Origin of the sequence: Streptomyces sp. R41, assembly GCF_041053055.1 — a bacterium.
Classification (GTDB): domain Bacteria; phylum Actinomycetota; class Actinomycetes; order Streptomycetales; family Streptomycetaceae; genus Streptomyces.
The window spans coordinates 3,541,681-3,561,322 of sequence record NZ_CP163443.1 but is presented as its reverse complement, the minus strand read 5'-3'; the positions used below and the strand labels follow the sequence as shown (position 1 = coordinate 3,561,322).

General features: G+C 71.0%; 15 protein-coding genes and 3 tRNA genes. 10 read left to right on the top strand and 8 right to left on the bottom strand.

Annotation, left to right across the window (positions count from 1 at the left end):
* Positions 1–49: 49 nt before the first annotated feature.
* A complete protein-coding gene (locus AB5J53_RS16560) occupies positions 50–763 on the bottom strand; it encodes a vancomycin high temperature exclusion protein (RefSeq protein ID WP_369246423.1) in 714 nt (237 codons plus the stop codon).
* A gap of 318 nt (positions 764–1,081) precedes the next feature.
* Between AB5J53_RS16560 and AB5J53_RS16555 the strand changes: the two genes are divergently transcribed.
* The 5 genes from AB5J53_RS16555 (at position 1,082) to AB5J53_RS16535 (ending at position 8,148) form a co-directional block, all read left to right on the top strand.
* Positions 1,082–1,897 carry a sirohydrochlorin chelatase gene (locus AB5J53_RS16555; RefSeq protein WP_369246422.1) on the top strand — a complete coding sequence of 272 codons (816 nt, stop codon included), beginning with the start codon at positions 1,082–1,084 and terminating at the stop codon, positions 1,895–1,897.
* A 74-nt stretch (positions 1,898–1,971) separates the two neighbouring features.
* Complete coding sequence (locus AB5J53_RS16550) at positions 1,972–3,348, top strand: deoxyguanosinetriphosphate triphosphohydrolase (protein WP_369246421.1); 1,377 nt, start codon at positions 1,972–1,974, stop codon at positions 3,346–3,348.
* A 93-nt stretch (positions 3,349–3,441) separates the two neighbouring features.
* On the top strand, positions 3,442–4,707 hold the full coding sequence (locus tag AB5J53_RS16545; protein WP_369246420.1) for an NAD(P)/FAD-dependent oxidoreductase: 1,266 nt from the start codon (positions 3,442–3,444) through the stop codon (positions 4,705–4,707).
* A 46-nt stretch (positions 4,708–4,753) separates the two neighbouring features.
* Complete coding sequence (dnaG, locus tag AB5J53_RS16540; protein WP_369246419.1) at positions 4,754–6,655, top strand: DNA primase; 1,902 nt, start codon at positions 4,754–4,756, stop codon at positions 6,653–6,655.
* 188 nt (positions 6,656–6,843) lie between these two features.
* Positions 6,844–8,148, top strand: coding sequence for an RNA polymerase sigma factor (locus tag AB5J53_RS16535; RefSeq protein WP_369246418.1), 1,305 nt, complete (start codon positions 6,844–6,846; stop codon positions 8,146–8,148).
* A 133-nt stretch (positions 8,149–8,281) separates the two neighbouring features.
* Here the strand turns inward: AB5J53_RS16535 and AB5J53_RS16530 are convergent, their stop codons facing one another.
* The 4 genes from AB5J53_RS16530 to AB5J53_RS16515 all read right to left on the bottom strand — a co-directional run bounded on the left by AB5J53_RS16530 (position 8,282) and on the right by AB5J53_RS16515 (position 13,987).
* Entirely contained in the window at positions 8,282–10,210 is a 1,929-nt protein-coding gene (locus AB5J53_RS16530) for an ABC transporter ATP-binding protein (RefSeq protein WP_369246417.1), read from the bottom strand.
* Positions 10,210–11,943, bottom strand: a complete 1,734-nt coding sequence (locus AB5J53_RS16525) for an ABC transporter ATP-binding protein (RefSeq protein ID WP_369246416.1) — start codon at positions 11,941–11,943, stop codon at positions 10,210–10,212. The genes AB5J53_RS16530 and AB5J53_RS16525 overlap by 1 nt, the downstream gene beginning before the upstream one ends.
* A gap of 188 nt (positions 11,944–12,131) precedes the next feature.
* The gene (locus AB5J53_RS16520) at positions 12,132–13,586 is read right to left on the bottom strand and encodes an FGGY family carbohydrate kinase (RefSeq protein WP_369246415.1); all 1,455 of its coding nucleotides are present in this window, start codon (positions 13,584–13,586) and stop codon (positions 12,132–12,134) included.
* A 95-nt stretch (positions 13,587–13,681) separates the two neighbouring features.
* Positions 13,682–13,987, bottom strand: coding sequence for a YtxH domain-containing protein (locus AB5J53_RS16515; protein ID WP_369246414.1), 306 nt, complete (start codon positions 13,985–13,987; stop codon positions 13,682–13,684).
* Between the two features lie 145 nt (positions 13,988–14,132).
* Between AB5J53_RS16515 and AB5J53_RS16510 the strand changes: the two genes are divergently transcribed.
* The 4 genes from AB5J53_RS16510 to AB5J53_RS16495 all read left to right on the top strand — a co-directional run bounded on the left by AB5J53_RS16510 (position 14,133) and on the right by AB5J53_RS16495 (position 15,532).
* A tRNA-Asn gene (locus tag AB5J53_RS16510) sits at positions 14,133–14,205 on the top strand.
* 5 nt (positions 14,206–14,210) lie between these two features.
* A tRNA-Asn gene (locus AB5J53_RS16505) sits at positions 14,211–14,283 on the top strand.
* Positions 14,284–14,448: 165 nt separating this feature from the next.
* A tRNA-Ile gene (locus AB5J53_RS16500) sits at positions 14,449–14,522 on the top strand.
* A 101-nt stretch (positions 14,523–14,623) separates the two neighbouring features.
* Positions 14,624–15,532 (top strand): alpha/beta-hydrolase family protein, encoded by a 909-nt coding sequence (locus AB5J53_RS16495; RefSeq protein ID WP_369246413.1) that lies wholly within the window; start codon positions 14,624–14,626, stop codon positions 15,530–15,532.
* Between the two features lie 12 nt (positions 15,533–15,544).
* Here AB5J53_RS16495 and AB5J53_RS16490 read toward each other — a convergent pair whose 3' ends face one another.
* The 3 genes from AB5J53_RS16490 to AB5J53_RS16480 form a co-directional block, all read right to left on the bottom strand.
* The gene (locus tag AB5J53_RS16490; protein ID WP_369246412.1) at positions 15,545–16,318 is read right to left on the bottom strand and encodes an SDR family NAD(P)-dependent oxidoreductase; all 774 of its coding nucleotides are present in this window, start codon (positions 16,316–16,318) and stop codon (positions 15,545–15,547) included.
* A gap of 216 nt (positions 16,319–16,534) precedes the next feature.
* Positions 16,535–17,434, bottom strand: coding sequence for a LysR substrate-binding domain-containing protein (locus AB5J53_RS16485; RefSeq protein WP_369246411.1), 900 nt, complete (start codon positions 17,432–17,434; stop codon positions 16,535–16,537).
* 231 nt (positions 17,435–17,665) lie between these two features.
* Complete coding sequence (locus AB5J53_RS16480; protein WP_369246410.1) at positions 17,666–18,424, bottom strand: SDR family NAD(P)-dependent oxidoreductase; 759 nt, start codon at positions 18,422–18,424, stop codon at positions 17,666–17,668.
* Between the two features lie 209 nt (positions 18,425–18,633).
* Here AB5J53_RS16480 and AB5J53_RS16475 point away from each other — a divergent pair, with 209 nt between their 5' ends.
* Positions 18,634–19,605: an alpha/beta fold hydrolase gene (locus AB5J53_RS16475; RefSeq protein ID WP_369246409.1), complete on the top strand. Its 972-nt coding sequence runs from the start codon at positions 18,634–18,636 to the stop codon at positions 19,603–19,605.
* Positions 19,606–19,642: the final 37 nt, after the last annotated feature.

Here is a 19,642-nt window from a genome sequence, read left to right as displayed (position 1 = left end):
ACGGGACGGGTAGGGGCGGAGGGGGCGAAAAACCATCCCCAGCACCCCCCTACCGCCCCGCACTCAACGCCCGAGCAACCCCCGACTCCTTGGGCCCCAGGAACCGCGGATCCGGTTTGAACACCGCGTCCAGCGCGGCCTTCCCGGCCGCGAACACCTCCCGAGCACCCCCGTAATACCAGGTGACGTCATGCTTCGCGTCGACACCGATGCCGTACGACGAGACACCCGCCGCCTGGCACAACGCGACGGCGCGGCGGATGTGGAAGCCCTGGCTGATCAGCACGGCCCGGTCGACGCCGAAGATCTTCTTCGCGCGGACGCACGAGTCCCACGTGTCGAAACCGGCGTAGTCGCTGACGATCCGCCCGTCCGGAACACCCCGCTTCGTCAGATACGCCCGCATCGCGTCCGGCTCGTCGTAGTCCTCCCGGCTGTTGTCGCCGGTGACGAGGACGACCTCGATGCGGCCTGCCCGGTACAGCTTCGCCGCCGCGTCGAGGCGGTGGGCGAGGTACGGCGACGGCTCGCCGTCCCACAGTCCGGCGCCGAAGACCACCGCGACCTCGGTGCGCGGCGCGTCCGCCGTCGTGCGCAGCCGGTCGCCCGTCACCACGTACATCCAGGTCGAGGGCAGCAGTGCCAGGACGCACAGCAGCATGATCCCCTGCACGGCCCGCCGCTGTCCGGTACGGGTGCGCGGCAGCCGTGGCATGCGTGGCCTGCGCGGTTTCAGCAACGTACGCAGCTTCGGACGGCGCATCGGTACGGTCCCCTCCCCAGGTGGCCTCGCCCATGGAGGACGCGGCGCGCGGTGCTCCGGTTCGCGGCCAGCAGAGTGACCAGATTCACTCGCGGAAGTATCCCCGCAGGTCACGAAGGCTCACACACCCCGTGCATCCCATGGTGAACCCCCGGAAAACACCCGTCATGCCCGCGCAACGGCCCGGCAACCTCCTGCCGCCAGGATCGCTCCATGACGGCGTCGAACCCTCCTCGCGACGAGTCCCTGTACCGCCCCGGCGGCCGGCCGCCGCGTGGTGCCCACCCAGACAGTCACCTCGACAGTACGGCGCAACTCATGAACCGGATCACCAGCCAGCTCGGCAGTCAGCTCAGCCTCGTCGCGCTCAACGGCACGCGCCGTCCGGCGCCGCCCGCGCTCGTCCTCGTGGGGCACGGCAGCCGCGATCCGCGTGCGCTGAGCACGATACGCACCCTGATCGAGCGGATCCGCGAGCTGCGCCCGCACCTGTCCGTGCACCTGGGCCACATCGAGCTGAACGAGCCGCTGCTGACCGACACGCTCGCCTCCCTCGGCGGCAAGGAGGACGCCGTCCTCGTGCCGCTGCTGCTCAGCCGCGGCTACCACGTCAAGCACGACATCCCCGAGGCCGCGGCCGCCGCGCCCGACGTACGCACCCGTGTCACCGCCCCGCTCGGCCCGCACCCGCTGCTCGTGGAGACGCTGTACGCGCGGCTCGTCGAGGCCGGATGGCGCACCAGAATGAGCGACAGCGCCCGCCGCGCGAGCGGAGTCGTGCTCGCCGCCGCCGGTTCCCGAGACCCCGACGCGGCGGTCGACACCCGCCGCACCGCCCAGCTGCTCGCCGAACGCCTCGGTGTTCCCGTCGTCCCGGCGTACGCGTCCGCCGCCGCGCCCACCGTCCCCGCGGCCCTGCGCGCCCTCGCCGCCCGCGGCCGCCACCGGGTCGCCGTCGCCTCGTACTTCACCGCCCCCGGGCGCTTCGCCACCCAGTGCGCCGAGGCCGCCCCCTGGATCGCCGCCGATCCGCTGGGCGACCACCCGGCGATGGCCCGCCTCGTCCTGCACCGCTACGACCAGGCCGTCGCGACCCCCGAGCCCGCCCCGGAGCGCGCACTGGCCTCGGCCTGAACCGGACGGCTCCACCCCGTTCGTCGCCGCCGATTACGTCCCGATTGTCACTGCCTGCGTTTACTGTCGGTGGCATGGAAGGCATCGCACCGAAGGCACCCAAGGCATACGAGAACCACACGGCGCACGACGGACGGCAGGCGTACGACGAGTCCGCCGTCGAGCGCTTCGCCGTCGAGCCCGACAAACGCCCCGGTCGCACCGCCTTCCAGCGCGACCGTGCGCGCGTCCTGCACTCCTCCGCCCTGCGACGCCTCGCGGGCAAGACCCAGGTCGTGACCCCGGGCACCCGGAGCCAGGTCTGGGACGCCAGCCCCCGTACGCGGCTGACCCACTCCCTGGAGTGCGCCCAGGTCGGCCGCGAGCTCGGCGCCGCCCTCGGCTGCGACCCCGACCTGGTCGAGGCGGCCTGCCTCTCGCACGACCTGGGTCACCCGCCCTTCGGGCACAACGGCGAACAAGCGCTGAACGAGTTCGCGGAGGACTGCGGAGGCTTCGAGGGCAACGCGCAGTCGCTGCGGCTGCTCACCCGTATCGAACCCAAGCGCTTCGTCCACTCGGAGGCTTTGACATCAGCCGCCGGCGCGGCCGGGGACGACCTCGTCAGCGTCGGGCTCAATCTCACCCGCGCCGCCCTCGACGCCGCCACCAAGTACCCCTGGCCGCGCGGCGCCCACCCCACCGACCACAAGTCGCCCAAGTTCGGGGTCTACGAAGACGACCGGCCGGTCTTCGACTGGGTCCGCAAGGACGCCCCGGGCACCCGTACGTGCTTCGAGGCCCAGGTCATGGACTGGTCGGACGACGTGGCGTATTCGGTGCACGACGTCGAGGACGGTCTGCACGCGGGCCACATCGACCCCAACTGCCTGCACGCGGAGCCCGAACGGCAGGAGATCTTCGCGGTGGCCATCGGGCGGTACGTGCCCGCGGACACGGATCCCGCCGAGCTGTCCGAGGCCCTCGACCGACTCCTGGACCAGGAGTGGTGGCCGCACGGGTACGACGGATCGGCCGTCGCGCAGGCCCGGTTGAAGGACGCCACCAGCCAGCTCATCGGCCGTTTCTGCCTGGCGGCGGAGGGCGCCACGCGCGCGACGTACGGCAGCGGACGGCTCACGCGGTACGCGGCAGAGCTGGTCGTCCCTCGAGGTGCCCGGCACGAGTGCGCCGTTCTCAAAGCCGTCGCCGACCGGTACGTCATGCAGCGCGCCGAGCAGGAGCGGCTCCGCGCCGACCAGCGGATCGTCGTCGCCGAACTGGCCAAGGCGCTCACGGCCCGCGCGCCCGACGGCCTGGATCCGCAGTTCCGGGCGCTGTTCGACAACGCGATCGACGACCGCGCCCGCAAGCGCGTGATCGTCGACCAGATCGCTTCTCTCACCGACGCCTCGGCGCGTTCCCTGCACCTCGGGCTCACCACGCGTTCCTATGGGAGCGGAGGAGTGTGACCCTGCGTGGCCTGATCGGGGCACTCCCTCTTCCCGCATCACGCTCCGTGCGGGACGCTCGCATGTGGCGACATCCTTACGAGGAGGCATCAAGTGGTCGACGCGGATCAGACATTCGTCATCGTCGGGGGAGGTCTCGCCGGCGCGAAGGCGGCCGAGACGCTCCGAGCGGAGGGCTTCACCGGCCGCGTGATACTGATCTGCGACGAACGCGACCACCCGTACGAACGCCCGCCGCTGTCCAAGGGCTATCTCCTCGGCAAGGAGGAGCGCGACAGCGTTTTCGTGCACGAACCCGCCTGGTACGCGCAGAACGACATCGAGCTGCACCTCGGCCAGACCGTCGACGCCATCGACCGCATCGCGAAGACCGTCCGCTTCGGCGACGACGGCACCCTCGTCCACTACGACAAGCTGCTCCTGGCGACGGGCGCGGAGCCGCGCCGACTCGACATCCCGGGCACCGACCTCGCGGGCGTCCACCACCTGCGCCGCCTCGCCCACGCGGAGCGGCTGAAGGGCGTCCTCGCCGCCCTCGGCCGTGACAACGGGCACATCGTGATCGCGGGCGCCGGCTGGATCGGCCTGGAGGTCGCGGCGGCCGCCCGGGAGTACGGCGCCGAGGTCACCGTCGTCGAGCCCGAGCCGACCCCGCTGCACGCGGTCCTCGGCCCCGAGCTCGGCCAGGTCTTCGCCGAACTGCACCGCGAGCACGGCGTCCGATTCCACTTCGGCCGCCGGCTCACCGAGATCGTCGGCCAGGACGGCATGGTGCTCGCCGCGCGTACGGACGACGGCGAGGAGCACCCCGCCCACGACGTGCTCGCCGCGATCGGTGCCGCCCCGCGCACCGCCCTCGCCGAGGCCGCGGGCCTCACCCTCGCCGACCGCGCGCACGGCGGCGGCGTCGCGGTCGACGAGCGGCTGCGCACCTCCGACCCCGACATCTACGCGGCCGGGGACGTAGCCGCCTTCCACCACACCCTCTTCGGCACCCGGCTGCGCGTCGAGCACTGGGCCAACGCCCTGAACGGCGGACCGGCGGCGGCGCGCTCGATGCTGGGGCGCGAGGTGACCTACGACCGGGTGCCGTACTTCTTCTCCGACCAGTACGACGTGGGGATGGAGTATTCGGGGTGGGCGCCCCCGGGGTCGTACGACCAGGTGGTGATCCGGGGAGACGCGGGCAAGCGGCAGTTCATCGCCTTCTGGGTGAAGGAAGGGCGCGTGCTGGCCGGGATGAACGTGAATGTGTGGGACGTCACGGAGCCGATCCAGCAGCTGATCCGATCCCGGGCCCAGGTGGACACCGAGGCACTGGCCGACCCGCACGTTCCGCTGGACAGCCTGGCCCCGTGACCGACGGCGGCGCTCGACTGTCACACCCTCACCGTAGAATTCACGCGTGGCTGGAAGGATCAACGACGAGGACGTGAAGGCTGTTCGGGACGCGGTCCCGATCGACGCCGTGGTGTCCGAGTACCTCCAGCTTCGCAACGCGGGCGGCGGCAACCTCAAGGGCCTGTGCCCGTTCCACGACGAGAAGTCACCGTCCTTCCAGGTCAGCCCGAGCAAGGGACTCTTCCACTGCTTCGGCTGCCAGGAGGGCGGCGACACCATCACGTTCGTGATGAAGGTCGACCACCTCTCCTTCTCGGAGGCCGTCGAGCGCCTCGCAGGCCAGGCGGGCATCACGCTGCGGTACGAGGAGGGCGGGTACAACCCCTCCCACCAGCGCGGCGAGCGCATCCGCCTGGTCGAGGCGCACAAGGCGGCCGCGCAGTTCTACATCGAGCAGCTCGACACCAGCGCCGAGGCCGACGCGGGCCGCAAATTCCTCGCCGAGCGCGGCTTCGACCAGGCGGCGGCCGCCCACTTCGGCGTCGGCTACAGCCCCCAGGGCTGGGACCACCTCACCCGCTATCTCCGCGGCAAGGGCTTCACCGACAAGGAGCTGCTCCTCTCCGGCCTCTCCCAGGAGGGCCGCCGCGGCCCCATCGACCGCTTCCGCGGCCGTCTGATGTGGCCGATCCGCGACATCGGCGGCGAGGTCGTCGGCTTCGGAGCGAGGAAGCTGTACGACTCGGACAACGGGCCGAAGTACCTGAACACGCCCGACACGGCGATCTACAGAAAGTCCCAGGTCCTGTACGGCATCGACCTCGCCAAGAAGGAGATCGCCAAGAGCAGCCGGGCGGTCGTGGTCGAGGGCTACACGGACGTGATGGCCTGCCATCTGGCCGGGATCACCACCGCCATCGCGACCTGCGGTACGGCGTTCGGCGGCGACCACATCAAGATCCTCCGCCGGCTGCTGATGGACAACGGCTCGGCGCGCGTGATCTTCACCTTCGACGGCGACGCGGCCGGCCAGAAGGCGGCCCTGCGCGCCTTCGAGGACGACCAGAAGTTCGCCGCGGAGACGTACATCGCCATCGCCCCGGACGGCATGGACCCCTGCGAGCTGCGCCTCGCCAAGGGCGACGAGGCGGTCGCCGACCTGGTCGAACCCCGCACGCCGCTCTTCGAGTTCGCGCTGCGCCAGATCGTCCTGCGCTACGACCTGGAGACGCCGGCGGGGCGCGCAGCCGCCCTCGACGAGGCGGCACCCATCGTCGCCCGCATCAAGAACAGCGGCGCACAGCACGAGGTGGCCGTCCAGCTCGCCGGCATGCTCGGCATCCTCGACACCCAGTTCGTGGTCAAGCGGGTGGCCCAGCTGGCCCGTTGGGCCCGCGACCGCGGCGGCAAGGGCCCGGCGCCGGCCGGGCAGCGCCCCCAGCAGACGTACGCCGCCGTGCGGGCACCCAGCGGCGGCCCGGCGCTCAACCTCCGCAACCCCGTCTTCGCCACCGAGCGCGAGCTGCTCAAACTCGCCCTCCAGCGGCCCGAATTGGTCTCTCCGGCGTTCGACGCGTACGGGATCGACGAGTTCACCGCCCCGCCGTACGCGGCCGTGCGCCAGGCGATCATGGAGGCGGGCGGCGCCGAGTACGGCGTCCAGGACCCTCAGGAGTATCTGGTCCGGATCCGCGAGACCGCCCCGGACGACGTGGTGCGCGCGATGGTCACGGAGCTGGCCGTCGAGGCGATCATGCGCAAGACCGTCGACGAGGGCTACGCGGGCGACCAGCTCGTCATGGTCCGCCGCCGCGCCGTCGACCGCCGTATCCGGGACGTCCAGGGCTCCCTGGCCCGGCAGAGCGCCCACGGCGACCCGGCACAGCTGGCCGCCGTGCAGAACGAGCTGTGGGTGCTGCAGCAGTACGGGCAGGCGTTGCGCGAGCGGGGCGCGGAGGCGCTCTGAGGCCGTGGGGCAGCCCCGCTGCACGTCGCAGGACGCACATGCCAAATCCAGTACGCCCTTCAATCTGTTTCGCGCCCGGTGAGCTGCGCACTCGTACGACACGGTAACCGCGCGGTCACGGACCGGACGCAAAAAGTCACCGCACGCCCCTCGTGGCGGCGATGTGTCGTACTCCACACTGGGTTCCGGTGCCTGAGTCCTCGGAGCGCGGCCGACCCGTACGCGACGGGTCCCCGATCCCCGCGGTTCCGCTAAACGACTACGGGATGGACAGCGGCGAGGCCGTCGACCCCATCCCCGACGTACCGCTGCCGCACGCCTCAGCAGCGACATTCCTGGAGGTCGCCCCCGTGCAGACCCAGACCCTGACCCAGACCGACAACACCACGGACACGGACGCGGATACCGACGTCGTCACGGCGGTACCCCCGCAGAGCCGTGCCGCGCACCACCCCGAGACGGAGCCGGAGGGCCCGCCCGGGCCGGACGAGCCGCCCGTCGGCGCCGTCGAGGCCCCCGAGGTCGAGGCCGAGGCCCCCGAGCCCGTCGAACTGCCCCGCGGCCGTACGGCCGACACCGGTGGTCCCTCGTCCGACCTGTTCCGCCAGTACCTGCGGGAGATCGGCCGCATTCCGCTGCTCACCGCGGCCGAGGAGGTCGAGCTCGCCCGCCGTGTCGAGGCCGGACTCTTCGCCGAGGAGAAGCTCCGCCTCACCCCCGACCTGGACAGTCAGCTCGCCCTCGACCTGGACAAGCTGGTCGTCATGGGCCGCATGGCCAAGCGCCGGCTCATCGAGGCGAACCTGCGGCTCGTCGTCTCCGTCGCCAAGCGGTACGTGGGGCGGGGGCTGACCATGCTCGACCTGGTCCAGGAGGGGAACCTCGGGCTCATCAGGGCGGTCGAGAAGTTCGACTACGCCCGTGGGTACAAGTTCTCCACGTACGCGACCTGGTGGATCCGGCAGGCCATGTCGCGTGCGCTCGCCGACCAGGCCCGGACGATTCGCGTCCCGGTGCACGTGGTCGAGCTGATCAACCGGGTCGTGCGCGTTCAGCGGCGCATGCTGCAGGAGCGCGGGTACGAGCCGACTCCCGAGGAGGTCGCCGCGCACCTCGACCTTCCCAGCGAGCGTGTCAGCGAAGTCCTGCGGCTGGCCCAGGAGCCGGTGTCGCTCCACGCGCCCGTGGGGGAGGAGGACGACGTTGCCCTCGGTGACCTGATCGAGGACGGTGACGCGACGAGCCCGGTCGAGTCCGCGGCCTTCCTGCTGCTGCGGGAGCACCTGGAGGCGGTCCTCTCCACGCTCGGCGAGCGTGAACGCAAGGTCGTCCAACTCCGGTACGGCCTCGCGGACGGCCGCCCGCGCACCCTGGAGGAGATCGGCCGCATCTTCGGCGTCACCCGCGAACGCATCCGCCAGATCGAGTCCAAGACCCTGAACAAGCTCAGGGACCACGCCTTCGCGGACCAGCTGCGGGGCTACTTGGACTGAGGCGGGCTTTTTCGCCCCCTCCGCCCCTGCCCGTCCCGTCTCTGGGGGCTGCGCCCCCAGACTTCCCCGCGCCCCTTTTCAGGGGCGCGGGGAACTGCGCGAACGGGGTCTGGGGCGGAGGAGGCGAGAAACCTCAGTCCACCTCGGCGACCGCCTGGGCGAACTGGGCCTGGTACAGGCGGGCGTAGGCTCCGTTCGCCGCGAGCAGGTCGGTGTGTGCGCCCTGCTCCACGATCGAACCGTTCTCCATCACGAGGATGGTGTCGGCGTCGCGAATCGTCGACAGACGGTGCGCGATGACGAACGACGTCCGCCCATGCGCGAGCTTCGCCATCGCCTTCTGGATCAGCACCTCCGTACGCGTGTCCACCGAACTCGTCGCCTCGTCGAGAACGAGGATCACCGGATCGGACAGGAACGCCCGAGCGATCGTGATCAGCTGCTTCTCACCCGCGCTGACCCCGGTCCCCTCGTCGTCGATCACGGTGTCGTACCCGTCGGGAAGCGTGCGGATGAACCGGTCCGCGTGAGCGGCCCGCGCCGCCTCCTCGACCTCCCCGCGCGTGACGTCCCGCGAGGCCCCGTACGCGATGTTCTCGGCGATCGTGCCACCGAACAGCCAGGTGTCCTGGAGCACCATCCCGATCCCGGCCCGGAGCTCGTCCCGGGACATGGTCGCGATGTCGACCCCGTCGAGTGCGATGCGCCCGCCGGTGACCTCGTAGAACCGCATCAGGAGGTTCACCAGTGTCGTCTTGCCGGCGCCCGTGGGGCCGACGATCGCCACGGTGTGCCCGGGCTCCACCTTCAGCGACAGATCCTCGATCAGCGGCTTCTCGGGGTCGTACCGGAAGGACACGTTCTCCAGCGCCACCCGCCCGCGCATTTCGTCGGGACGGGCGCTCGGCAGCGGGTCGGCCTCCTGCTCGTCCGCGTCGAGGAGTTCGAAGATGCGCTCGGCCGAGGCGACGCCCGACTGCACCAGGTTCGCCATCGACGCGACCTGCGTCAGCGGCATCGAGAACTGGCGGGAGTACTGGATGAAGGCCTGGACGTCACCGATCGACAGCGAGCCGGACGCGACGCGCAGTCCGCCGACCACCGCAACCAGCACATAGTTGAGGTTCGACACGAACATCATCAGCGGCTGCATGACCCCGCTGTTGAACTGCGCCTTGAACCCGGCCTCGTACAACTTCTCGTTCTGCTCGGCGAACTGCGCCGCCGACTCCTCCTGCCGCCCGAAGACCTTCACCAGGGTGTGCCCGGTGTACATCTCCTCGATGTGCGCGTTGAGCTTGCCGGTGGTGCGCCACTGCTGCACGAAGTGCGGCTGCGACCGCTTGCCGACGCGCGTGGCGACGTAGAAGGAGAGCGGGACCGTCACCAGCGCCACGAGCGCGAGCAGCGGGGAGACCCAGAACATCATCGCGAGCACGCCCACGATGGTCAGCAGGGAGTTGATGAGCTGGCCCATCGACTGCTGGAGCGTCTGCCCGATGTTGTCGATGTCGTTCGTCGCCCGGCTGAGCACCTCACCGCGCTGCCGCTTGTCGAAGTACGACAGCGGAAGCCGCGACAGCTTCGCCTGGATGTCCTCGCGCAGCCGGTACACGGTCTTGTTGACCGCCCGGTTCACCAGCCGGGTCGCCACCGCCATCAGCAGTCCGGCCAGCACGAAGACCACGACCGCGAGCCCGAGCACCTCGCCGACCGCGTTGAAGTCGATGCCCTTGCCCGGTGTGAAGTCCGTCCCCGAGAGCATGTCGGCCATGCCGCCCTCGCCACGCTCCCGCATGGACTCGAGCACTTCGGCCTTGGTGGCGCCGGACGGCATCTGCCGCCCGATGATGCCCGCGAAGACCAGGTCGGTGGCCTTGCCGAGGATCTTCGGTCCGACCACCGAGAGCCCCACGCTCAGCACGACGGCGAGCAGCATCACGTACATCGTGGCGCGCTCAGGCTTGAACTGTGCGAGGAGCCGTTTGCCGGACCCCTTGAAATCCATCGAGCGCTGATCGGGACCGCCCCCGGCCATCATCCGCCCCATCGGCCCCGCCATCAGGCAGCCTCCGCTTCCGTCAGCTGGGAGAGCACGATCTCCCGATAGGTCTCGTTGTCCGCCATCAGCTCGTGGTGGCGCCCGGTGCCGACGACCCGGCCCTCGTCGAGGACCACGATCCGGTCGGCGTCCCGGATGGTCGACACCCGCTGGGCGACGATCACCACGGTCGCCTCGGCGGTCTCCTCGGCGAGCGCCGCCCGCAGTGCCGCGTCGGTCGCGTAGTCGAGCGCGGAGAAGGAGTCGTCGAAGAGGTAGATCTCCGGGCGCTGTACGAGGGTGCGGGCGATGGCCAGGCGCTGGCGCTGACCGCCCGACACATTCGTACCGCCCTGGGAGATCGGCGAGTCCAGGCCGTTTTCGAGAGCCTTCACGAAGCCCTTGGCCTGCGCCACCTCCAGCGCGTGCCACAGCTCCTCGTCGGTCGCGTCCGGGTTGCCGTACCGCAGGTTCGTGGCCACCGTGCCCGCGAAGAGGTAGGGCTTCTGCGGGACGAGGCCGACCGTCCTGGCCAGCAGCTTGGGCTCGATGGTCGCGACGTCCACGCCGTCGACGAGCACCTCGCCGTCGGTGGCGTCGAACAGCCGGGGGACCAGCCCGAGCAGCGTCGACTTGCCGCTGCCGGTGGACCCGATCACGGCGGTCACCTCGCCGGGCCGCGCCACCAGGTCGATGGCCTTGAGCACCGGCTCCTCGGCACCCGGGTAGCGGAACCCGCCCCCGCGGATCTCCAGGTGGCCGTGGCGCCGCAGCTCCAGGACGGGCGCGGTGGGAGGCACCACGCTGCTGTCCGTGGCCAGGACCTCCTGGATGCGCTCGGCGCAGACCTCGGCGCGCGGCACCATCATGAACATGAAGGTGGCCATCATCACGGACATCACGATCTGCATGAGGTAGGCGAGGAACGCGGTCAGATCGCCGATCTGCATGCCGCCGCTGTCGATGCGGTGGGCGCCGAACCAGACCACCGCGATGGACGACAGGTTCACCACGGTCATGACGATCGGGAACATCAGCGCCAGCATCCGCCCGGTACCGAGGGACACCTCGGTCAGCTCGGTGTTCGCGCCCCGGAAGCGGTCCTTCTCGTAGTCGTCGCGCACGAAGGCACGGATCACGCGGTTGCCGGTGATCTGCTCGCGCAGCACCCGGTTCACGGTGTCCAGGCGGACCTGCATGGTGCGGAACAGCGGGCGCAGCCTGCGCACGATGAGGGTCACGGAGATGCCGAGGACCGGCACCACGGCGACGAGCACCCCGGACAGCGGCACGTCCAGGCCGAGGGCCAGGATGATGCCGCCCACGCACATGATCGGCGCCGACACCAGCAGGGTGAACGTCATCAGGGCGAGCATCTGCACCTGCTGGACGTCATTGGTGGTGCGGGTGATCAGCGAGGGCGCCCCGAAGTGGCCGACCTCACGCGCCGAGAAGGACTGGACGCGGTCGAAGACGGCGGCCCGGATGTCCCGGCCGACCGCGGACGCCGTACGGGCGCCGTAGTAGACGGCCCCGGTGTTGCAGACCACCTGCGCCAGCGAAATTCCGATCATCACGGCGCCGAAGGACAGGATGTAGCCCGTGTCCCCCTTCACGACACCGTTGTCAATGATGTGCGCGTTCAGAGTGGGCAAGTAGAGAGTGGCGCAGGTCTGCAGGAACTGCAGCAGCACCAGCAGGGAGATGGGCTTCTTGTACGGACTGAGGTAGGTCCGAAGGAGTCGTATGAGCACGCGGGGTCTCTCGGAGTCGACGACGGCAGGGCGATCGATGGACGATCAGTGGTCGATCGGTGGGCGATCGGTGGTGCACCACCCCCTATCGTCGAACACTCCACCCGTGTTACCTCAACCGATTAACCCAACTGCGGGCCAAGGAAGGACAAGACCTCCGACCTCGGACGTACGCCCGTGGGGGCGCGTTACGCCCGGAACGCCCCCGGATGCGTCTGTTCGCGTACGGAGACGTACTGCTGTCGTACGGCCTGCCCCACGGCGAGTTCCTCACCGGGCTCCAGCACTTGGGCGACCGCACCCTGCCAGACGGGAGGCAGTCGCGGGTCGAGCGTGCCCTGCGAGACCCCGAGAGCCCAGGCCGCCTGCCGGGCCGCGCCGAGCGCCGCGTAGTCCGCGGGCTGCGGTACGACGACCTGCGCGCCGAACAGCGCGGGCGCCACGGCCTGCACGGCGGGCAGCTCGGCGGCCGGTCCGAGGAGGAAGATCCGCCGTACGTCGACACCGCGCCCGCGCAGCACGTCCAGCGCGTCCGCGAGCCCGCACAGCATCCCCTCGAAGGCGGCCCGCGCCAGATGCTCGGGCCGCATCGACTCACGCCGCAACCCGGACAGCGTCCCCGCGGTGTGCGGCAGATTCGGCGTCCGCTCGCCCTCCAGATAGGGCAGCAGTACGAGTCCGTGGGCGCCGGGCGTCGACTTCATCGCCAGGTCGGACAGGCCCTCCAGGTCGGGCACGCCGAGGAGTTCGACGGCGCCGCGCAGCGCCCGTACGGCATTGAGCGTGGTGACGACGGGCAGATGCATGCCGGTCGCGTCCGCGAGGGAGGTGATCATGCCGGTGGCGTCCACCAGTGCCTCGGGGTGTACGGCCATCACGGACCCGGAGGCGCCCAGGGACACCACCGCGTCCCCGAGCCCGATGCCGAGTCCGAACGCCGCCGCCATCGTCTCGCCGGTCCCGGCGGAGATCAGCAGCCCCTCCGGCGTCGTACCGGCCGCGTCGGACGGGCCGAGCACCTCCGGCAGCGAGGCCTGGTGCCCGAGTGCCAGCTCGACGAGATCCGGCCGGTACGCGCCGGTCGCCGCCGACCAGTACCCGGTACCGGAGGCCCCGCCCCGGTCGGTGGTCCTGCGCACCGGCCGCCCCAGCAGCTGCCAGACCAGCCAGTCGTGCGCCTGCATGAGCACGGTGGTCCGCAGCGCGGCCTCCGGCTCGGTCTTGTTCAGCCAGCGCAGCTTGGTCACCGGCTGCGCGGCCTGCGGTACGCAGCCCACGGCCTGCGCCCACGCCTCGCGCCCGCCGAGCGCGTCGATGAGATCGGCGGCGGCGACCTGCGCCCGCTTGTCACCGCCCACCAGCGCCGGACGCACCGTATTGCCCTGCACATCCAGCGGGACCAGGGCGTTCTGCTGCGCGGAGACCCCGATGGCCTGCACGCCCTCGAGCAGCCCGCCGCCCGCGGCCTCGCCCAGGGACAGCAGCCAGGCCTGCGGATCGACGTCGGAAGGACGCCCGCCGCCCTCGGTGGCTTCCACCGGATGCGGCGCATACCCCTGCCTGAGCACGGCACCCGTGTCCGTGTCGCAGACGACGATACGAGTGAAATCGGGCGAACTGTCCAACCCGGCGACTATCCCCATGGCGGAAATTCTGCCGTACGCAGGGGCATGACCGCGCCGCGCGGGCGCCGTGGGGTCAGAGCGCGCGGCCCAGGCATGGTCCGAAAGGCAGTGCCCTAGGTGTTGCTGGTGCCCCAGTCGTCCTCGCGGGTGCCGTTGGTGTTGCGCTCGCGCAGGGAGCGGACGCGCGCGGTCACCGAGTCGGGGACGTGGTCGCCCACCTTCTCGCTCACCGCGTGGTACGCCTTGCCCGCGAACTCGCGGCCCTGCTGGGCGGCGGTCTCCGCGGTGTTGCGCACCGCGGGGTTCTCCGCGACCTGGCGCGCGGACTTCTTCAGCTGCTCGTAGCGCTCGCGCCCGGCGCGCGTGCCGAGCACGTAACCCAGGACCAGTCCGGCGACGAATGTGAGCCGGTAGCGCATGACGGCCACCCTTCCCTTGCGTCGGCATCGGTGCGGAGGGAACCGATTGGCGGAGCACCCCCCTGCTTGCGCTAATGTATGTGTCGCAGCGAGCGCACGCCCCCTGGCGAATACCCAGGTAGGTACGTTCGATGCAACGAGGCAATCCTCCGTAGCTCAATTGGCAGAGCAGCCGGCTGTTAACCGGCAGGTTACTGGTTCGAGTCCAGTCGGGGGAGCTCGATCTCCTGTAGCTCAATTGGCAGAGCAGCCGGCTGTTAACCGGCAGGTTACTGGTTCGAGTCCAGTCGGGAGAGCAGCGGAAGAGGACCCCTCTGGGGTCCTTTTTCATGTCCGCGGGAACCGCGCAGGCCGCGCCGAAGTCCTCATGGTCGTGCGATGCCGACCATCCGAAGCAGGAGATCGTATGAGCGGCTATGCTGCGGCAGACGGCGCGCACAAATGTGCGCGACACGCCGTATGGGGCGGTAGCTCAGCCGGTTAGAGCAGCGGACTCATAATCCGTCGGCCGTGGGTTCGAGTCCCACCCGCCCCACTCCGCGCTACGCGTGAAGAAACGATCTGACCTGCGTGGTCACCGCCCTGACGGAGAATCACCCGTCGGGGCGGAGTGCTGTTCGGGCCTGTGTACGCGAGATGTGGCGCCGGAGGGAACCCGACACGCCGAAGCCGCCCGACGGGCCCCCGGGACGGGCGTGCGGGTCGTCGGTTCCCCCGGTGCGGGCGGTCCCCGTCGGCGCAGGGGGAAGGCGAAGAGGTAGCCGAGGGCGGTTGGTGGCCCAGTGCAGCCCCATGGGGGCGAGCAGGCTGCCGCCGCGGCGCCGCGGTTCGCAGAACAGGCAGCCCGCCGCGGCCGTGAACGGCACGGCTCCGGCGTCGACCAGGACCACACCCAGGACGGGTGAACACCAGCACCACGACGGTGGTGACGAGGGCCTTCGCCGTTGTGACGGACCGCCGCGGGGAGAAGCGTCGAACGCGCGGGAGCGGGGCGTGGGACAAGGGGATGAGCCCTCCGGCAGGGGGCGCGGCCGACTGTGTGGTGATCCCCTCGTGCGGTGGCCCACCCAAACGCGGCCACCTGGCCCCGGACGGTCACTCCGTCGTGCGACGTGTGAGCGCACGGACGGAGTCAGGGGGGCGGTTGGCGTACGGACGGAGTCAGGGGGCGGTTGGCGTACGGATGGCTGGCGTACAGATCATGCGCGCCGAGGTGCCTGCCTGGTCGTCTTCCTGCAGAACGGCTCCGACGCGGTCGTGTGGTGGTCGTCCGACCCGCTGCTGCACAAGCCGCAGCGGGTCGACAAGCCACTGGGCCAGGACATCACCTCGGCCATCCGCTGGTTCCCGCTAGTCCCCTTCTGGCAGACCGCGGCCGACATGACGGTCTCGTACGGTGTGGCGGCCCCGCACGGACACCGGTACGGGCCGATCCCGTGGACGGCTGGGCCGCGACCGTCCCGCCCGGGGGCTGGACGGAGGCGGACACCAAGCGCCTGCGCCGCCACGCCGAGGGGCGGCAGTCGCCGTTACCGAGGATCCTGAGGCGACGGTGCGTCAGACGGCGATACGGCCGCCGTCCACCGGCAGTACGGCGCCGTGGACGAAGCTGGACCGGTCGGTGACCAGGTAGGCGATGGCGTCGGCCACCTCCTGGGCGGTTCCCGGTCGCCCGGCCGGTGCCTGGGAGGCCAGCACGTCGAGCGCCTCGGTCATTCCCGAGGTTCCCTCGGTGAGCGTCGGGCCGGGGCTGACCGCGTTCACGCGCACGCCGCGCGGCCCGAACTCCGCCGCCCACGCCTTCGTCAGCAGGACCAGGGCGGCCTTGCTCGACCCGTACAGGCTCATACCGTCCACGCCGTACTCCGCGACCATCGTCGTGACGTTGACGATCGCGCCGCGACCGCGCTCGGCCATGGCGGGGGCGAGCTCGGCGACCAGGAAGTACGGCGCCTTCACATTCAGCCCGTAGACCGAGTCGAAGTCGGCCTCCGTGGTCTCCCCGGTCGGGCCGAAGGGGAAGACGCCCGCGTTGTTGACCAGCACGTCGATCCCGCCGGCGAGCGCTCCGGCCTGCCTGGCCAGCGCCCGTGCCGAGGCCTCGTCCCGCAGATCGGCCGCCACGAAGTGGCCCTCGCCGCCGGCCGCCTCGATCTCCCGTACGACCTTCTTGCCGCGCTCGGCGTCACGGCCCGACAGCACGACCCGCGCGCCGAGTCCGGCCAGCGCGAGGGCGGTCGCCCGGCCGATTCCGCTGGTCCCGCCTGTCACCAGTACCGAAGTCCCGGACAGTTCGGACGTGGCCGCGGCGGACGCGGATGCTTCAGACATGGATGCTTCCGACATGGGTGCTCACTGCTCGCTCTCGGATGTGTGTGCTCCCCGAAGGGGCCTGGTGATCCAGTCGCCGGGTCTTCGGCGACTCGATGCACGTGGTGTAAGCAGCGGACGTTCCGCACACTTCCCGGGAGGTCATACGCGGGGCCGATGGCCCCTATAAGTGGCCCCTAGAGGCCTCTGACCTGGTGTTTCGCCCAGTCCTTCGGCTCAGGCCGACGGCGGCTGGTCCAGGGCGGCGACCAGGTGGCCGAGGTCGCGGCGGTGGGAGCTCGCGGGCCAGACCGCCCAGGTGCGGCGCACGAGGGGGTGGCCGACGAGCGGGGACCAGGTGACGGACTCCGGCAGCGGCTGGGACCAGTCGGGGGGCGCGAGGGTGAAGGCGCCGCCGGCCGCGACGGAGGCGAGTTTGACCTCGGCGATCAGCGCCTGGCCCGCGGGGGGTTCGGGGCCGAGGTCGATGCCGTGACTGCGCAGGATCGCGGTGAGGGCGTCGTACCAGGCGGGGCTGCCCGAGCGGGGGAAGCCGATCCAGTCCAGTCCGGCCAGGGCGTCCAGGCGGATCCCGTCGGGGCCGGCGAGCTGCTCGGCGAGCTCCGTGGCCAGCAGCACCCCGAGGCGCTCCTCCACGACCAGAATGGCGTCGAGGTCCTGCCCCGTGGGGCGTTCGCGCAGCAGGCCGAGGTCGAGTTCGCCGGCGCGCAGGGCGGTGAGCTGTTCGGCTGTCGACAGATGGCGGGCCTGGACCCGGGTGGCGGGATGGGCGTCGGCGAGCTCGGCGAGGGCACGGGAGAGCAGATCGGTGGGCAGTTCCAGCGGGATGCCGATGCGCAGGACGGTGCCGCCGGACGCGGTGTGGGCGGCCATGGCGGCCAGTGCCTGGTCGTGGCGGGCCAGCACCGCGCGCGCCTCGGCGAGCAGGATGAGCCCGGCGTCGGTGGGCCGGACTCCGGTACTGCTGCGCACCAGCAACCGCACACCGAATTGGCGCTCCAGCCCGACCACTGTCTGGGACAGGGCCGGCTGGCTGATGTGCAGCCTGCGTGCCGCCGCGGACAGGCCGCCCTCCTCGACGACCGCGACGAACGCGCGCATTTCCCGCAGCTCCATGGGCTCATCGCATCACGGGCGCGGCGGGCTGCGCCATGGAGGACCTGGTCGAGGGCGCTCGCCGCCGTGAGTCGGCCCTTCGGGCCAAGCCGGTCGACGCGGCGCAGGAGGCGAGCCCCGGCACCCACGCCATCGCGGACCTGGTCGAGGAAGTCCTGCGCCGAGGGGCCGCCCTTCGAGCACGGTGCTGCGCCGCCGCGGCACCGGCCGGCCGGCCGGGGTTGCCAGGTCCTAACGCCCCAGCGCCGCACCGCCGTTGATGTGGAGGAGCTGGCCCGTCATGTACGCCGCCTCGGGAGAGGCCACATACCGGATGGCCGCCGCGATCTCCGACGGGTGGCCCGGCCGGCCCGTGAGGGACTGGGCCACCCGGGACGCGACGAACTCCGCAGTCGCGCGGTCGCCGAAGAACTCCGTGTCGCCGACGAAGCCGGGGGCGACCGCGTTCACGGTGATGCCTTCGGAACCGACGCGCTGGGCGAGGTCGTACGTGTAGGTGTTGATCCAGCCCTTGGAGCCGCCGTAGGAGCCTGGGCCGCGCAGCGAGGCGATCGAGGAGAGCTGCACGATACGGCCGCCGGGGCGCCGTACGTGCGGGAGCAGGGCCTCGGTGAGCAGGACCGCGGTCAGGACGTTGGCGTCGAAGTTGCGGCGGTAGCTGTCGGCGACGGACGCGAGCGAGCCGTCGTGCGAAGGGGCCACGTTTCCACCCGCGTTGGCGACCAGCACGTCGATGGGGGTGTCGTCCGCGGTGATGAACTCCCGTGCCGCGCCGACCTGTTCGGGGTCGGCCAGGTCCGCCGCGTACCAGGACGCGGTCCCGCCCCCGTACCGCTCGTCCAGTCCGTCGGCAGCCTTGCGCAGGACGTCTTCACGGCGGCCCAGGAGCACCACCCGGTCTCCGTCCGCGGCGAACGCCTCCGCCGTCGCCAGGCCGATTCCGGTTCCGCCGCCGGACACCACCACACGTCGTCGCGCTCGCTGGGTCATGCCGCTCCGCCCTCGTCCTTGAGTGTGAATGCTGGTCACATGTGCGTACGGGGTGCGACGCTACGGAGGCCGCCGGGTGGCGTCAAGTGGCTTGATATGAAGCGTGGTTGACCTGCGGATTCGTTTCGTCGCGCAGGCGGGTGGGCAAGGATCGTGCAGCGTTTGTCCCGGTCCACCGGGCCGGGGGAGACCGGGGGAGGGGGAGCGCTGTGCGTGACCATGTACGGACGGCGGACGGGCGGGTGCTGCGCGTCGAGGTCTCGGGGGATCCGCGTGGTCGCCCGGTGTTCCTGCTGCACGGGATGCCCGGCAGCCGGGTGGGACCCCGGCCGCGATCCATGTTCCTGTACCAGCGCGGCACGCGGCTCATCAGCTACGACCGCCCGGGGTACGGGGGTTCCGACCGTATGCCGGGCCGCCGTGTCGTCGACGTGGTGCGGGACGTGGCGGAGGTCGCCGACGCCCTGGGGGTGGAGCGGTTCGCGGTGGCCGGGCGGTCCGGAGGCGCGCCGCACGCGCTGGCGTGTGCCGCGCTGATGCCGGAGCGGGTGACGCGGGCCGCCGCGCTGGTCGGGCTGGCGCCGCGGAACGCGGAGGGGCTCGACTGGTTCGCGGGGATGGCGCCGTCGAACGTCAACGAGTTCCGGACCGCGTTCAACGATCCCGAGCGGTTCGTCGCGCGGCTGATTCCGCGGTCGGCCGCGATTCGGCGCGACCCGGTGCGGCTCCTGCAGGAGCTGCGGCACGAACTCACCGACGACGACCGGCAGATCGTCTCGGACAACACCATTCGGTCGATGCTGCTCCGCAACTACCGTGAGGCGTTGCGGACTTCGCCGTACGGGTGGATCGACGACGCGCTGGCGCTGACCGGGCACTGGGGGTTCGATCCGGCGCAGATCCAGGTGCCGGTGCTGTTGTGGCACGGCGTGAAGGATGTCTTCTCGCCGGCGTCGCACTCGTCCTGGCTCGCCGCCCGGATTCCGCGGGCCACGGCCGTCCTCGAACCGACCGCGGCGCACTTCGCGGCGTTGCGGGCCCTGCCGAAGGTACTGACGTGGCTGCTGGCGGACACTCGGGTTCTCGCCCCCTCCGCCCCTGCCCTCCCCCACTCTCGGCTTCGCTCGAGCGGGGGGACCCCCATCGTACCTGGGGGCTGCCGCCCCCAGACCCCCGCTTAAAAGATTGCGCAGTTCCCCGCGCCCCTTTTCAGGGGCG